Source organism: Isoptericola variabilis 225 (assembly GCF_000215105.1).
Lineage (GTDB): Bacteria > Actinomycetota > Actinomycetes > Actinomycetales > Cellulomonadaceae > Isoptericola > Isoptericola variabilis_A.
On sequence record NC_015588.1, the window covers coordinates 1,347,245 to 1,362,643 of the forward strand.

The 15,399-nt window shown below is 76.2% G+C and carries 11 protein-coding genes; 7 read left to right on the plus strand and 4 right to left on the minus strand.

The window, feature by feature from the left end; all coding sequences use genetic code 11:
• Positions 1-16: 16 nt before the first annotated feature.
• The gene (gene dapA, locus ISOVA_RS06210) at positions 17-955 is read left to right on the plus strand and encodes a 4-hydroxy-tetrahydrodipicolinate synthase (protein WP_041294801.1); all 939 of its coding nucleotides are present in this window, start codon (positions 17-19) and stop codon (positions 953-955) included.
• 23 nt (positions 956-978) lie between these two features.
• Positions 979-2,664, plus strand: coding sequence for a ribonuclease J (locus ISOVA_RS06215; protein ID WP_013838395.1), 1,686 nt, complete (start codon positions 979-981; stop codon positions 2,662-2,664).
• Positions 2,665-2,714: 50 nt separating this feature from the next.
• On the opposite strand, the gene ISOVA_RS06220 is transcribed toward ISOVA_RS06215, so the two are convergent.
• Complete coding sequence (locus tag ISOVA_RS06220; protein ID WP_013838396.1) at positions 2,715-3,299, minus strand: TetR/AcrR family transcriptional regulator; 585 nt, start codon at positions 3,297-3,299, stop codon at positions 2,715-2,717.
• An 83-nt stretch (positions 3,300-3,382) separates the two neighbouring features.
• On the opposite strand from ISOVA_RS06220, the gene ISOVA_RS06225 reads away from it, so the two are divergent.
• Both ISOVA_RS06225 and ISOVA_RS06230 read left to right on the plus strand, forming a co-directional pair.
• Positions 3,383-3,793 (plus strand): hypothetical protein, encoded by a 411-nt coding sequence (locus tag ISOVA_RS06225; RefSeq protein WP_013838397.1) that lies wholly within the window; start codon positions 3,383-3,385, stop codon positions 3,791-3,793.
• Between the two features lie 65 nt (positions 3,794-3,858).
• Positions 3,859-6,540, plus strand: coding sequence for an FtsK/SpoIIIE family DNA translocase (locus ISOVA_RS06230; protein WP_081474900.1), 2,682 nt, complete (start codon positions 3,859-3,861; stop codon positions 6,538-6,540).
• 1 nt (position 6,541) lies between these two features.
• Here the strand turns inward: ISOVA_RS06230 and ISOVA_RS06235 are convergent, their stop codons facing one another.
• Positions 6,542-7,789 (minus strand): CapA family protein, encoded by a 1,248-nt coding sequence (locus tag ISOVA_RS06235; protein WP_143762072.1) that lies wholly within the window; start codon positions 7,787-7,789, stop codon positions 6,542-6,544.
• 81 nt (positions 7,790-7,870) lie between these two features.
• Between ISOVA_RS06235 and pgsA the strand changes: the two genes are divergently transcribed.
• The 3 genes from pgsA (at position 7,871) to ISOVA_RS06250 (ending at position 9,500) form a co-directional block, all read left to right on the plus strand.
• Positions 7,871-8,473: a CDP-diacylglycerol--glycerol-3-phosphate 3-phosphatidyltransferase gene (gene pgsA, locus ISOVA_RS06240; RefSeq protein WP_013838400.1), complete on the plus strand. Its 603-nt coding sequence runs from the start codon at positions 7,871-7,873 to the stop codon at positions 8,471-8,473.
• On the plus strand, positions 8,470-8,934 hold the full coding sequence (locus ISOVA_RS06245) for a CinA family protein (protein WP_013838401.1): 465 nt from the start codon (positions 8,470-8,472) through the stop codon (positions 8,932-8,934). The genes pgsA and ISOVA_RS06245 overlap by 4 nt, the downstream gene beginning before the upstream one ends.
• A 218-nt stretch (positions 8,935-9,152) precedes the next feature.
• The gene (locus tag ISOVA_RS06250; protein WP_013838402.1) at positions 9,153-9,500 is read left to right on the plus strand and encodes a helix-turn-helix domain-containing protein; all 348 of its coding nucleotides are present in this window, start codon (positions 9,153-9,155) and stop codon (positions 9,498-9,500) included.
• A gap of 88 nt (positions 9,501-9,588) precedes the next feature.
• Here ISOVA_RS06250 and ISOVA_RS06255 read toward each other — a convergent pair whose 3' ends face one another.
• Both ISOVA_RS06255 and ISOVA_RS06260 read right to left on the minus strand, forming a co-directional pair.
• Positions 9,589-10,380 (minus strand): DNA-formamidopyrimidine glycosylase family protein, encoded by a 792-nt coding sequence (locus ISOVA_RS06255; RefSeq protein ID WP_013838403.1) that lies wholly within the window; start codon positions 10,378-10,380, stop codon positions 9,589-9,591.
• 1 nt (position 10,381) lies between these two features.
• Positions 10,382-15,385 (minus strand): DEAD/DEAH box helicase, encoded by a 5,004-nt coding sequence (locus tag ISOVA_RS06260; RefSeq protein ID WP_013838404.1) that lies wholly within the window; start codon positions 15,383-15,385, stop codon positions 10,382-10,384.
• Positions 15,386-15,399: the final 14 nt, after the last annotated feature.

Genomic DNA, 15,399 nt, shown 5'->3' on the forward strand with positions numbered 1-15,399 from the left:
CCGGTACGGTGTTCCCATGACGCTTCCCGCCACGCCCGCGCGCCCGTTCGGCGCGGTCCTCACCGCGATGGTGACGCCCATGTCCCGCGACGGAGAGGTGGACCTGGAGGCGGCGGCCCGCCTCGCGACCCGTCTGGTCGACGAGGGCAACGACGGCGTGGTCCTGTCCGGCACGACGGGCGAGGCGCCCACGACGCACGCTCCCGAGAAGGCCGAGCTCGTGCGCGCCGTCGTCGAGGCCGTCGGCGACCGCGCCGTGGTCGTGGCCGGGGCGGGCTCCAACGACACCGTGCACGCCGTGCGCATGGCCGAGCAGGCCGCCGAGGCAGGCGCGGACGGGCTGCTCGTCGTGTCGCCGTACTACTCGCGCCCCACGCAGGAGGGCCTCTACCGGCACTTCGCGACGATCGCCGACGCGACCGACCTGCCCGTCATGCTCTACGACATCCCCGGCCGCGCCGGCGTGCGCATCGCGCCCGCGACGTACGAGCGCATCGCCGCCCACCCGCGCGTCGTCGCGACCAAGGACGCCACGGGCGACGTCGCGGCCGTGCCAGGCCTGCGCGCCCGCACCGGCCTCGCCTGGTACTCGGGCGACGACGGCCTGCTCCTGCCCTTCCTCGCGCACGGCGCCGTCGGCATCGTCTCGGTGTCCGCGCACCTCGTCGGCCGCCAGTTCGCCGAGGCCGTCCGGCGCTTCGACGCCGGCGACCACGCCGGGGCGCTCGAGGTCTTCGCGTCCACGCTGCCCGTCGTCGAGGCGATGAACGGCGCCGGCGCGCAGGCCGTCATGGTCAAGGCCGCGCTCGAGGTCCTCGGCGTCCACGACAACCGCGAGCTGCGCCTGCCGAACGTCGCCGCGACCGACGACGACGTCGCCCAGGTCCGGGACGCCCTCGCGGCGTCCGGCCTGCTGACCGTCAGCGGCGCGTCCGCCGCCACCACGCTTCCGTAACGTCCCACAGGCCAGGAGGCCCCGTGAGCCACCCGCACCCCGAACTTCCCCTGCCCCCCGCCCTTCCCGCCGGAGGGCTGCGCGTCGTCGCCCTCGGCGGGCTCGGCGAGGTCGGGCGCAACATGGCCGTCCTCGAGTACGACGGACGCCTGCTCGTCGTCGACTGCGGGGTCCTGTTCCCCGAGGACCACCAGCCCGGAGTCGACCTCATCCTCCCGGACTTCGAGTACATCAAGGACCGGCTCGACGACATCGAGGCCGTCGTCCTCACGCACGGGCACGAGGACCACATCGGCGCCGTGCCCTACCTGCTGCGCCTGCGCCGCGACATCCCGCTCGTCGGCTCGCGGCTGACGCTCGCGTTCGTCGACGCCAAGCTCAAGGAGCACCGCATCCGTCCCGTGATGCGGCCCGTCGCGGAGGGCGACACGCTGCAGCTCGGCGTGTTCTCGACCGAGTTCGTCGCGGTCAACCACTCGATCCCCGACGCGCTCGCCGTCGCCATCACGACCGGCGCGGGCACCGTGCTCCACACGGGCGACTTCAAGATGGACCAGCTGCCGCTCGACGGCCGGGTCACCGACCTGCGCGCCTTCGCGCGGCTGGGGGAGCGCGGCGTCGACCTGTTCATGGTCGACTCCACGAACGCCGAGGTGCCGGGCTTCGTCACCAACGAGGTCGAGATCGGCCCCGTGCTCGACAACATCTTCGCGCAGGCCGAGCGCCGCATCATCGTGGCGTCGTTCGCCTCGCACGTGCACCGCGTGCAGCAGGTGCTCAACGCGGCGTACGCGCACGGCCGCAAGGTCGCGCTCGTCGGGCGCTCGATGGTGCGCAACATGGGCATCGCCGCCGAGCTCGGGTACCTCGACGTGCCGCCCGGTGTGCTCATCGATCTCAAGCAGGCGGCCGACCTTCCCGACGACCGCGTCGTCTACATGTCGACCGGCTCCCAGGGCGAGCCGATGGCAGCCCTGAGCCGCATGGCCAACGGGGACCACAAGGTCGCGGTGGGCCGCGGCGACACCGTGATCCTCGCCTCGTCGCTCATCCCCGGCAACGAGAACTCGGTGTTCCGGGTCATCAACGGCCTCACGCGCCTCGGCGCGCGCGTCGTCCACTCGGGCAACGCCAAGGTGCACGTCTCCGGCCACGCGAGCGCGGGCGAGCTGCTCTACTGCTACAACATCCTGCGCCCGCGCAACGTCATGCCCGTGCACGGCGAGGTGCGCCACCTCGTCGCGAACGCGGCGCTCGCGGTCCGGACGGGTGTGCCCGCCGACCGCGTGGTCCTCGCCGAGGACGGCGTGGTCGTCGACCTCGTCGACGGCAAGGCGTCCGTCGTCGGCGCGGTGCCGTGCGGGTACGTGTACGTCGACGGCTCGTCCGTCGGCGAGGTGACCGAGGCCGAGCTCAAGGACCGCCGCATCCTCGGCGAGGAGGGCTTCATCTCGGTGTTCGCGGTCGTCGACTCGGCGACGGGCAAGGTCCTGGCCGGCCCGCAGATCCTCGCGCGCGGCATGGCCGAGGACGACGCGGTGTTCGAGGAGATCCAGCCCGACGTCGTCCGGGCGCTCGAGGACGCGATCGCCGGCGGCGCGACGGACACCTACCAGATGCAGCAGGTCATGCGGCGCGTGGTCGGGCAGTGGGTCAACCGGCGCCTGCGCCGGCGCCCGATGATCGTCCCGGTGGTCGTGGAGGCCTGACGCGCGGTCGGCTCGCAGAGCGTCGCCGCGGCGACGTCCGTCGGCGGTCGTCAGCCGGCGAGCAGCGCGGGGCCGACCGCGGCGAGCGCGGCGGCGTAGCGCGCCGCGCGCTCGTCGTCGTCGCCGGGGAGCAGGTCCGCGAGCTCGAGCGACACGAGCCCGTGCACGAGCCCCCACAGCGCGACCGCGGCCGCCTCGACGCGGTCGTCGGGTGCGCCCGCGAGCAGCCGCGCGACGGCGTCGCGCAGGACCCGGAACGTGGGCCGCTCGACGGCGGGCGGTGCGTCGGCCGCGGGCGGCACCGCGCGCTCGAACATGACCCGGTAGAAGTGCGGGTCGGCGAGCGCGCTCGTCCGGTAGGCCAGGCCCAGCTCGCGCAGGTCGGCGAGCGGGTCCTCGGTGCGCGGCACGGCGGCGAGGTGCCCGGCGAACCGGCGGAAGCCCTCGGCGCTCACGGCCGCGACGAGCTCGTCGCGCGAGCCGAAGAGCGCGTACACGGCGGACGCGCTCGTGCCGGCGGCGGCGGCGACGGAGCGCACGGTCACGGCGCCCTCGCCGCCCGCGGCCACCGCGTGCGAGGCGACCTCGAGCAGCCGGGTGCGCAGCGCGGCGTCGTGCAACCGGGGACGGGCCATGCCGGGAGCGTAGACCTCTTGACCCGAGAACGCGAACAGTGTTTCATAACAGTGTTCGTAAACCTCGACCCGTGGAGGCCGCCGTGCTCGAGCTCACCGACGCCGCCCGCATCACCGCGGGAGCCGTGCTGCTCACCGTCGTCGCGATCGAGTCCGGCGGGGCGTTCCTCGTCCGGGTCGTCACCGGCCGCGTGGGCGCGACGGACTTCCAGACGTCGTTCTTCCGCGCCGGCCACGCGCACGCGGGGGTGCTCGTCATCCTCGGGCTGCTCTGCGTGCTGCTGACCGAGGCCACGCACCTCGGCGGGTTCGCGCGCTGGCTCGCCGCGACCGGCGTGCTCGTCGCGGCGATCCTCATGCCCGCGGGCTTCTTCTTCTCCGCGATGGGCGAGGGCCGGACGCGGCCCAACCGCGCCGTGGTCCTGCTGCCGCTCGGCGCCGTCGCGATCGCCGCGGGCGTCGTGACGCTGGGCGTGGGGCTCCTCACGGCCTGAGCGTGGGACACGCCACCGCCCACCTGCGGCGTCGCGTCGCACCCCGCGGGTACGGTGAGAGCATCATGGCGACCCGGACACCGGCCCGGAGGATCACCGGGACTCCTCGGGCACCGCAGCGGGGCGCGACGAGCTCGGCACGCACGCGTTCCGTGGCGGCGCCGACCCGTCGCGCGCCGAGCCGCGCCCGCACGGGCGCGAACGGGACGGGCAAGGGCCGCACGTCGTCCGCACGGCGGCCGTCGCGCGGACGCCCGCCGTGGCCCGTGCGCGCGGCCCGCGGCGCCTACCTCGGCGTGGCCCACGGCCTGGGCGCCGTCGTCCGCAGCATCACCAAGGGAGCGAGAGACCTGGAACCCGAGCACCGCCGCGACGGCGTCGCCTTCTTCCTCATCGCGCTCGCGCTGGTCGTGGCCGCGCGCGAGTGGTGGGGCATCCCCGGGCCCTTCGGGGAGGCCGTGCACGCCGTCGTGGCCGGCACCGTCGGCCTGGCCGGCGTCGCGGTGCCCGTGCTGCTCCTGTGGCTCGGCGTGCGCGTGATGCGCCACCCGGAGCGCGGTCAGGCGAACTCGCGCGTCGCGATCGGGCTGTCCTTCCTCGTCGTCGCCGTGTGCTCGCTCGTCGCGATCGCCGAGGACCTGCCGTCGCCCCGCGACGGGTTCGGCGGCGTGCAGGACGCCGGCGGCATCGTCGGCTACCTCGCGGCCACGCCCGTCGTCGCGGGCGTGACCGAGTGGGTCGCCGTGCCGCTGTTCCTGCTCCTCGGCTTCTTCGGGCTGCTCGTGGTCACCGCGACGCCGGTCCACCGCATCCCCGAGCGCCTCCGCGCCCTGTACGACCGGCTGACGGGCAACCACCACGCGGCCGACGAGGACGGCCTCGAGCTGGCCGAGGGCGTGTCGCGGCACGACGGGTCGCAGGAGCGGCCGCGCAAGCGGCGCACCCGCAAGACCAAGGCGATGCGCGAGGCCGAGGCCGCCGAGCGCGCCGCCCGGTACGCCGGCGACGAGGCGTTCGAGAAGGCCGCCACGCTCGACAAGGCCGACGAGGAGACGGCACCCGCCGACCTGCGCACCGCGGCGACCCAGCTCGTCCCGACGGGTCCGCCCGCGGCCGACCCCGAGCCGCCGTCGCCCGCGCTCGTGCCCGACGCGTCGGCCGACAGCGCCTCGGCCCCGAGCCTGCCGGCGCCCATGGGCCGCGCCGAGCAGCCCATGCTCGAGGGCGACACCGTCTACCTCCTGCCCGACGAGCAGGTGCTCGTCAAGGGCGCCCCGCACAAGACGCGGTCGGCGGCCAACGACCGGGTCGTGGAGGCGCTGACCAAGGTCTTCGCCGACTTCGACGTCGACGCGAAGGTCACCGGCTTCACGCGCGGTCCCACGGTCACGCGCTACGAGGTCGAGGTCGGCCCCAAGGTCAAGGTCGAGCGCATCACCTCGCTGTCGAACAACATCGCGTACGCGGTCGCGAGCGCCGACGTGCGCATCCTCTCGCCCATCCCGGGCAAGTCGGCGATCGGCATCGAGATCCCGAACTCCGACCGCGAGACCGTCGTGCTCGGCGACGTGCTGCGCTCGTCCGCGGCCCGCCGCACCGAGCACCCGATGGTCATGGGCGTGGGCAAGGACGTCGAGGGCGGCTACGTCGTCGCGAACCTCGCGAAGATGCCGCACATCCTCGTGGCGGGCGCGACGGGCGCCGGAAAGTCGAGCTTCATCAACTCGATGATCACGTCGATCCTCATGCGCGCCACGCCCGAGCAGGTCCGCATGATCCTCGTCGACCCCAAGCGCGTCGAGCTGACGATCTACGAGGGCATCCCGCACCTCATCACGCCGATCATCACGAGCCCGAAGAAGGCCGCCGAGGCGCTCGACTGGGTCGTGCGCGAGATGGACGCGCGCTACGACGACCTCGCGATGTTCGGCTACAAGCACATCGACGACTTCAACGCGGCCGTGCGCTCGGGCAAGGTCAAGCCGCTGCCCGGCTCGGAGCGCAAGATCGCGCCCTACCCGTACCTGCTCGTGGTCGTCGACGAGCTCGCGGACCTCATGATGGTCGCGCCGCGCGACGTCGAGGCGTCGATCCAGCGCATCACGCAGCTCGCGCGCGCCGCCGGCATCCACCTCGTGCTCGCCACGCAGCGCCCGTCGGTCGACGTCGTCACGGGCCTCATCAAGGCCAACGTGCCGTCCCGCCTGGCGTTCGCGACGTCGTCGGTCACGGACTCGCGCGTCGTCCTCGACCAGCCCGGCGCCGAGAAGCTCATCGGCCAGGGTGACGCGCTGTTCCTGCCCATGGGTGCGGCCAAGCCGATGCGCGTCCAGGGCGCGTGGGTCACCGAGTCCGAGGTGCACGCCGTCGTCGAGCACGTCAAGGCGCAGCTCAAGCCCGTCTACCGCGAGGACGTCACGGCCCCGGCGGCCGCCAAGAAGCAGGTCGACGACGACATCGGCGACGACCTCGACCTGCTGCTGCAGGCGGCCGAGCTCGTCGTGACGACCCAGTTCGGCTCGACGTCGATGCTCCAGCGCAAGCTCCGGGTCGGCTTCGCCAAGGCCGGCCGGCTCATGGACCTGCTGGAGTCGCGCGAGATCGTCGGCCCGTCCGAGGGCTCCAAGGCGCGCGAGGTGCTCGTGCAGCCCGACGACCTGCCCGCCGCGCTCGCGCTGATCCGCGGCGACAGCACGCCGGTCTTCGACCAGGACGAGGCGTCCGCCGCGACCGCCTCCGAGGAGTAGCTCAGCCCTCGGCGCGCGGCACCACGGCAGGGGGCTCGCCGGTCGGCCGCGGCGGCTCGGTCCGCTCCGTGGCCTGCGTGCCGACGGCGTCCCGCACCCGCTGCTCTCGGCGCATCAGCTCGTCGCGGTCGAGCGTGCCGGCCGTCGGGTCGGCGAGCGCGTCGGGCAGGGCGCGCAGCCGGTGGCCCGCGGCCCGGTCGACCGTGGTGGCGGTCCAGGTGACGTCGACGACGCGGGCCGGAGCCGCCGGCCGGGGCCGCTCGACCGTGGCCGTGAGCAGCACGCCGTTGCTGGTGCGGGCGTCGCAGCACTCGGCGGACTGGTTGGAGAGCATGTTGCCGAGCCCGAACGCGACCCACATGCCGGCGCCGTCGGGTCCGCCGTCGAGCCGCTCGACGCGCTGCGGCACGTGGGCGTGGTGGCCGATGACGAGGTCGACGACGCCGGACGCCGCGAGCTCGGCGGTCACGTCCGCCTGCTGGTCGGTGAGGTCCTCGGTGTACTCCACGCCCGCGTGGAGCGAGACGAGCACGAGGTCGGCGCCCGCGTCGCGCGCCGCCGTCGCGTCGCGCACCAGCTCCGCGGCGTCGATGAGATCGACCGCCCACGGCGCGTCCGCGGGGACCGGCAGGCCGTTGGTGCCGTAGGTCGCGGACAGGTGCGCCACCGTCACCGGGCGCGTGCCCCGCGCGAGCTCGTAGAGCTGCGGCCGGGCCTGCTCCTCGGCGCTGCGGGCCGTGCCCACGTGCCCGAGGCCGGCCGCGTCGAGGGCGTCGAGGGTCGCCACCACGCCCGCCAGGCCGCGGTCGAGCGAGTGGTTCGACGCGGTCGAGCAGCCCTCCCAGCCCTGCTCGGCGAGGTCGCGCACGAGCGTGTCTGGGGCGCCGAACGTCGGGTAGCCGCTCGGTCTGGTCCCGGGCGGGGCGACCGGCACCTCGAGGTGGCACAGCGCGAGGTCCGCGCCGGTGACCCATGCTTCCAGCCCCGCCAGAAGCGGGCTGAAGTCCGTGCCGCCGCCGGCCGTGCCCGCCGACTGCAGCACAGGCGTGTGCGGTAGGACGTCACCCGCGGCGAGCACCGTGAACGTCGCGGGCGGCGCGGGCGCCGGCGGGGCCGCCTTCGCGACCGTCACGACGGGCGTCGTCGTCACGGTCGGGGCGACGACGGGCGCGCCCGAGCACGCCGTCGTGCCGGCGGTCGCGGCGAGCAGCGCGGCGGCCACGGCTCTGCGCCGAGCGGGAGAGGTCACGTCAGCAGCGTAGTGGCCGGGCCGTCACGGACGGGACACGCGGGGTCGGGACGTCGCCCGGACGGCCAGTAGGGTGGAGGCGTGCCCGAGAACCAGCCGTCACCCTGGAACGTCGCCAACCTGGTGACGATGGCGCGCATCGCGCTCGTCCCGGTCTTCGCGTGGACGCTCCTCGTCGACGGCGGCGAGTCGGTCGGCTGGCGGCTCGCCGCGACCGGCGTGTTCGCCGTCGCGGCGCTCAGCGACCGGCTCGACGGCCACCTCGCCCGCACGCGCGGGCTCGTGACGGACCTCGGCAAGCTGCTCGACCCGATCGCCGACAAGGCGCTCGTCGGGGCCGCGCTCGTCCTGCTGTGGTGGCCGCTCGGCGAGCTGCCCTGGTGGGTGCCGGCCGTGATCCTCGTGCGCGAGCTCGCCATCACCGCGATGCGGATGGCGGTGCTGCGCTACGCCGTCATGCCCGCCTCGCGCGGCGGCAAGATCAAGACCGTGCTGCAGACGGTCGCCATCACGCTCTTCGTCCTGCCGCTCGACCACCTGCCGGGTGCCGTGCGCGTGACCGCGTGGGTCGTCATGGTCGCGGCGATCGTCGTCACGGTCGTCACCGGGCTCGACTACGCGCTGCAGGGGTGGCGCCTGCGCCGGGCGGCGCGCGCGGGCGAGACCAGCGCGTCGACGGCGTGAGCACGCGCGACCTGCTCGCCGCCCTCGCCGAGCGAGGGTGGACCCTCGGCGTGGCGGAGTCGCTCACGGGCGGGCTCGTCGTGGCCGAGATCGTCGCCGTGCCGGGGGCGTCCGCGGTGCTGCGCGGCGGCGTCGTCGCCTACGCCACCGACCTCAAGCGCGACCTGCTCGAGGTGCCGGGCGGGCTGCTGGCCGAGCGCGGTGCGGTCGACCCCGACGTCGCGCTGCACATGGCGCGCGGAGTGCGGCGCCGCACCCGTGCCGACGTCGGGCTCGCGACGACCGGCGTGGCGGGCCCCGACCCGCAGGACGGCAAGGAGCCCGGGCTCGTCTTCGTCGCGGTGAGCACGCCCGACCGCGACGAGGTCCGCCGGCTCGACCTGCCGGGCGACCGCGCCGCCGTGCGCGCCGGCGCCGCGGCGGGCGTCCTCGCGCTCGCCGCCGACGTGCTCGCCGGGTGAAGATCCTGCGCGGGTCCGTCCCCGCGCGGACCCGCGGGAACACCGGCCGCCGCGCGGGCGTTCCTCCTGGTGTGATCGCCACGAGGCCAAGGCCACAGACCCGTATCGATGTGCGTCCCGGTCGGCGTGATGTCGTCCGGTCACGGTACGGTGGATCCACCCCTACCCCAGGGGGACGAACGAGGCCGGAAGGACCGGGCACGGGAAGGGGGCGCGAGATGGTCGTTCTGCGACGAGAGATCGGTGACGTGCTGCGCGACGCGCGGCAGCGTCAGGGGCGCACCCTGCGTGAGGTGTCTTCGGCAGCCCGTGTCTCGCTCGGATACCTCAGCGAGGTCGAGCGAGGCCAGAAGGAGGCGTCGTCCGAGCTGCTCGCCTCGATCTGCGAGGCGCTCGACGTGCCGATGTCGCTGGTGCTGCGCGAGGTGAGCGACCGGATCGCGGTCGCCGAGGGTCTGCACATCCCCGACACGATCCCGGCGGACGTCTACGCCGGGCTGCTCAGCCGCGGGGACGACGCGCGGCGCGGAGGCGCGCTGCGCGAGGACCTGGCGCCGGTCGGCTGACCGGCACGAGCCGAGCTTCTCCGAGGGGCGTCCCACCTGCGGGTGGGGCGCCCTTCGGCGTCCGGCCCGGTCCGCCGCCGCCGCCGGCCTAGGGTCGCGCCTGGCACGACGGGCACCAGAAGACCGGGCGTTCGTAGGGCGGCTCGTTGGCCTGCCCGACGGCGATCGGCGTGCGGCAGCGCGGGCACGGCCTGCGGGCCCGTCCGTGCACCGCGGTCTCGACCGCGCCCAGCCCGCGCGAGCGCCCGACGGCGACGCTGCGACCCATGAGCCGCCGGCCCGTGAGGAGCACGGCGGCGCGCGCGTCGTCGTCGAGCCCGGACGCCGGCGTCCACGGCCACAGCCGCAGCGCGAAGAGCGTCTCGGCCATCCAGATCGTGCCCAGCCCCGCGACGACCCGCTGGTCGAGCAGTGCCTCGCACACCGGGCGAGGGCCCTGGGCCGCGAGCCGCCGGACCCCCTCGGCGAGGCCGGCGTCGGGGAAGTCGTCGGCGAGCACGTCGGGGCCGAGGTGGCCGAGCACGCGCGGTTCGTCGCGCGTGCGGAGCAGGTCGAGCATGCCGAGGTGCCAGCCCAGGCACGTCCACGCGGCGGTGCCGAGCACGGCGCGCACCGCGGGGTTGCGTGCGGCCGCCTCGCGCGAGCCGGTCCGGTGCACGCGCCAGTAGCCCTCCATGCGCAGGTGCGTGTGCAGCGTGCGGCCGTCGTCGAACCGCGTGAGCAGGTGCTTGCCGTACGCGACGCAGCCGGTGGCCGTGGCGCCCTCCAGGCGGGCGCCGGCCGCGCTCGGCCAGCGCAGCTCGGCGCGCACGAGCGGCATGCCGCGCAGCGCCGCGTCGAGGCGCTCCGCCGTGAGCCGCAGGACGTCGCCCTCGGGCACCTCAGCCCCTCGCCAGCCGCAGCCCGCGCGGCGTGACGCCGAACCCGGCGTCGAGCAGCGCCGCCGCGACCGGCGTCCGGTCCCGCGCGGCCGCGAGGGCCGGCACCCCGTCGACCCGCTGGACGAGGAGCCGGCCGAGCCGTCCGGCGCCCGCCGCCCCGGCGAGCTCGGCCGCGGCGGCCGCGAGCCGGCCGCCGCCGTGCCCGAAGGACAGGAGCGTCCGGCCGCCGCGCTCCACGTAGAGCACGAGGTCGCCGTCGACGAGGACGACGACGGCGCCGGCCTTGCGGCCCGGTCGGTGCGTGCCGCCGTCGCCGTCCGCCGCACCGGTGGCCGGCGCGGAAGGGGGCCACGCGAGCGCGGCGCCGTACGGGTTGGCCGGGTCGGTCGCGGCGAGCAGCACCACGTGGTGCCGGGTCGCCGCGCCGGCCGCGGGGCCGCGGTCGTCCTCGGCGCGCTCGGCCTCGAGCACGCGCGCACGGTCGCCCGCGTCCACGCGCAGCTGGTCCACCGCGCCGGGGAGCGCGAACTGCGACCCGCCCAGGTGCTCGACGAAGTAGCCGCGCCGCACCGCGCCGCGCTCCTCGAGCTCGGTGAGCACGCGGTACACGCCGCGGAACTGCGCCGTGACGCCCTCGGCCGGGGCCACGGCCCGGGTCAGGACGCCGTGCCGGTCGAGCAGCACCTGCGTCAGGGCGTGCGTGCGCAGCGTCGGGTCGGTCTCGCGCGCGGGCAGGGCGGACCAGCGGCCCCCGCCGCCGCGCGGCGTCGCGGCTCCCGTGGCGGTCGCCGCGGCGCCCGGCGCCGCCGCCGGACGGGCGAGCGCGAAGCGCGAGCGGCGCACCGGCCGCGCGCGGCCCGGCTGCCGCGGCGCGCGGTGCGCGCCGCCGGCGCCCCCGAGGTGCTCGCGCAGGACGCCGAGCCCGTCGTTCGTGACCCAGCCCGCCCAGACCAGGTCCCACAGCACGTCGAGCACGGCCGACGCCGACGCGCTCGCGCGCTCGGCGATCCGGGGCAGGAAGAACCCGCCCGACCCGGTGAGCAGGTCGAGCACCGCGCGGTGCAGGTCGGTGTCGAGCGGACCACCCTCCTCGAGGGGGGTCACCGGTGGCAGCGTGAGCGCGGCCCCGTCGGCGAGGTGCAGGCTCACGAGCCCGTCCCCGCCCCCGGAGCCGGGAAGCCGCGCGTGCCCGCACCAGAGCACCTCGCCCGTCGTCGTGAGCTCGTCGAGCATCGCGGGGGAGTAGTCGGCCACGCGCGCCGGGAGCACGAGCGTCTCGAGGGCCGACGCCGGGACGGCCGCACCCGAGAGCTGCTCGACGACGCGCAGCACGCCGTCGAGGCCCCGCAGCGTGCCGCCGCCGGACGTGCCGGCGCCCGCGACGCCCTGCCAGCGCGGGAGGAACACCCCGAGCGCCTCGGGCTCGACGGGCTCCACCTCGGCGCGCAGCGCGGCGAGCGACCGGCGGCGCAGCGTGCGCAGGACCTCCGGGTCGCACCACTCGTCCCCGGTCCCGCCGAGCGCCTCGGGGCGGAGCCGACCGCGCACGAGCACGCCCGCCGCCTCCAGCCGCGCGAGCGCCTGCCCCGCGACCGCGACGCCGAGCCCGAACCGGCGCGCGACGTCGGCGACCCCGAACGGGCCGTGGGTCCGCGCATGCCGGCGCAGCAGGTCCCCGAGCGGGTCCGCGACGGGCTCGGTGAACGCCTCCGGGACCCCCACGGGGAGCGCGACGCCGAGTGCGTCCCGCAGGCGGCCGGCGTCCTCCGCGACGGCCCACTGCTCCGCGTCACCGTCGGCGTGCGCGAGCCCGCCGACGCGCACGCGGATGACGCGGCGCGCGCGCTCGAGGTCGGCGAGCCAGCCGGCGACCTCGTCGCGCACCTCCTCGCGCGTGCGGGCCCGCAGCGCGGCGAGCGGGTGCGGCCCCGTGCGGCGCAGGACGTCCCACAGGTCCTCGGCGTGCCGGGCCTGGCGTTCCGGCGCGAGCGCCTGGAGCTCGGCCTCCGTGCGCTCGATCGCGGCCGGGTCGAGCAGGTCGGCGAGCTGCGTCGCGCCCTGGTCGCCCAGCAGCTCGGCCAGCAGCGTCGGGTCGAGCGACAGCGCGGCCGCGCGCCGCTCGGCGAGGGGCGCGTCGCCGTCGTACAGGAACTGGGCGGTGTACCCGAACAGGAGGGACTGCGCGAAGGGCGACGGCGACGGCGTCGTGACCTCGACGAGCCGCACGCGCCCCGCGGCGAGGTCGGCCATGAGGTCGCGCAGCGCGGCGACGTCGAAGTCGTCCTGCAGGCACTCGCGCGCCGCCTCGAGCACGATCGGGAAGTCCGGGAACTGCGAGGCCACCGCCAGCAGCTGCGCCGCACGCTGACGCTGCTGCCACAGCGGCTGCCGGCGGTCCGGGCGGCGCCGGGGGAGCAGCAGCGCGCGGGCCGCCGCCTCGCGGAAGCGCGCGGCGAACATGACCGACGAGCCCAGCTCGTCGCGGACCGCGTCGAGCACCTCGTCCGGGTCGACGAGCAGGTCCTCCGCCGTGATGCCCGGCTCGCCCGGCCCGCCGCCGTCCGGCGTGGTGCCGGTCCCGCCCAGGTCCCACCCGGTGCCGGTCCCACCCAGGTCCCACCCGGTGCCGGTCCCACCCAGGTCCCACCCCGCGTCCCCGGCGTCGGGCAGCCGCAGCACGATCCCGTCGTCGGCGTGCATCGCGGCCACGTCCATGCCATACCGCTCGCGCAGTCGCGCCCCGACCACCAGGGCCCACGGCGCGTGCACGCGCGCGCCGAGCGGGGAGTGGATCACGACGCGCCAGTCCCCGAGCTCGTCGCGGAAGCGTTCCACGACGACGGTGCGGTCGTCGGGCAGCCGGCCCGTGGCCTCGCGCTGCTCGGTGAGGTACGCGGCGAGGTTGTCCGCGGCCCACGCGTCGAGACCCTCCTCCCGCAGGCGCGCGCGGCCGAGCTCCGGGTCGGCGGCGAGCGCGGCGTCGGTCTCGCGCACGAACGCCCCCACCGCGCGGCCCAGCTCGGCCGGCCGGCCGGGGGAGTCGCCCTTCCAGAACGGCAGCCTCCCTGGCAGCCCTGGTGCGGGGGTGACGAGCACCCGGTCGGGCGTGATCTCCTCGATGCGCCACGTCGAGGAGCCGAGCGTGAACGTGTCACCGACGCGCGACTCGTAGACCATCTCCTCGTCGAGCTCGCCCACGCGCTTGCCGCCGCGCGGGCCGCGCTCGTCCGCGTCCGACGCCAGGTACACGCCGTACAGGCCGCGGTCGGGGATCGTGCCGCCGCTCGTCGCGGCCAGGCGCAGCGCGCCGGGGCGCCCGGACAGCCGGCCCGACGCGCGGTCCCACACGATCCGGGCCCGCAGCTCCGCGAAGTCCTCGCTGGGGTACCGGCCCGCGAGCATGTCGAGCACCGCGTGCCACGTGGCGTCGCCGAGCGTCGCGAACGGGGCCGCGCGCCGGACCAGGGCCAGCAGCTCGTCGGCCTGCCAGTCGTCGACGGCGAGCGCGGCGACGACCTGCTGCGCGAGCACGTCGAGCGGGTTGGCCGGCACGTGCAGCGGCTCGATCTCGCCCGCGCGCATGCGCCGCGTCACGACCGTCGCCGGCACGAGGTCGCCCCGGAACGTCGGGAACACGACGCCGCGCGAGACGGCCCCGACCTGGTGCCCGGCCCGGCCGATGCGCTGCAGACCGCTCGCGACCGACGGCGGGGACCCGACCTGGACCACGAGGTCGACCGCCCCCATGTCGATGCCCAGCTCGAGGGACGACGTCGCCACGACCGCGGGCAGCCGGCCCTCCTTGAGCTCGGACTCGGTCCGGGTGCGCTCCGTGCGGCTCATCGAGCCGTGGTGGGCACGGGCCAGCACGGGAGCGGCCGACCCGTCCGGCAGCGCCGGCACGCCCGCGGCGGTGCCGGACTGCGCCGGCGTCTGCGCGGCCTGCTGCGTGCCCGGGTCCGGCACGTCCAGCCCGAGCCGCTCGGCCCACAGCTCGTTCATGCGGGCGGTGAGCCGCTCGGCGCCGCGCCGGGAGTTCGTGAACACGAGCGTCGAGCGGTGGTCGGCCACGAGGTCGACCACGCGCTCCTCGACGTGCGGCCACACCGAGGCACGCCGCAGCGGCGCCGTCGCCGCGCCGGCGAGGTCGAGCTCCTCGTCGCCGGCCGCGGGTCCGGGCCGCCGCGCACGCGGGGCCGCGGCGCCGTCGTCGGGCCCCGACGGGCCGGGCATCGCCGAGTCGAGGTCGGCGAGGTCCGGCACGGGGACGACGACGTCGATGTCCCACTCCTTGGCGGCGGGCGGCTGCACGACGACGACCTCGCGCCCGCCCTCGTGGAGCGGGCGGTGCCCGCCGAGGAACGTCGCGACGTCCTCGACCGGACGGACCGTCGCCGACAGCCCGACGCGCTGCGCCGGGCGCTCGAGCAGCGCGTCGAGGCGTTCGAGGCTCAGCGCCAGGTGGGCGCCGCGCTTGGTGCCCGCGACGGCGTGGATCTCGTCGACGATGACCGTCTCGACGCCCGCGAGGCCCGCGCGCGCCTGCGACGTCAGGACGAGGAAGAGGGACTCGGGCGTCGTGATGAGGACGTCCGGGGGGCGGGTCGCGAACGACCGGCGCTCTGAGGCGGGCGTGTCGCCCGTGCGCATCCCGACCTCGACGTCGGTCACCGCGAGCCCCTCGCGCGCGGCGGCCTGGCGGATGCCGGCGAGCGGGGAGCGGAGGTTGCGCTGGACGTCCGCCGCGAGCGCCTTGAGCGGCGAGACGTAGACCACGCGGCAGCGCCGCGAGCGCTCCGCGGGCGGCGGCTCGGTCGTGAGCCGGTCGATCGCCCACAGGAACGCCGCGAGCGTCTTGCCGGACCCGGTCGGCGCGACGACGAGCGCGTGCCGGCCGGCGCCGATCGCCTCCCACGCGCTCGTCTGCGCCGCCGTCGGCTCCGCGAACGCGCCCGCGAACCACGCGCGCGTGGCGGGGCCGAAGCGCTCGAGCGGTGACGTCACCCGGCCATTGTGCT

Bases quoted from the DNA above. Each gene is read 5' to 3' on its own strand.
- dapA (WP_041294801.1), top strand. From the start codon at position 17: ATGACGCTTCCCGCCACGCCCGCGCGCCCGTTCGGCGCGGTCCTCACC.
- ISOVA_RS06220 (WP_013838396.1), bottom strand. From the start codon at position 3,299: ATGGCCCGTCCCCGGTTGCACGACGCCGCGCTGCGCACCCGGCTGCTC.
- ISOVA_RS06230 (WP_081474900.1), top strand. From the start codon at position 3,859: ATGGCGACCCGGACACCGGCCCGGAGGATCACCGGGACTCCTCGGGCA.
- ISOVA_RS06250 (WP_013838402.1), top strand. From the start codon at position 9,153: ATGGTCGTTCTGCGACGAGAGATCGGTGACGTGCTGCGCGACGCGCGG.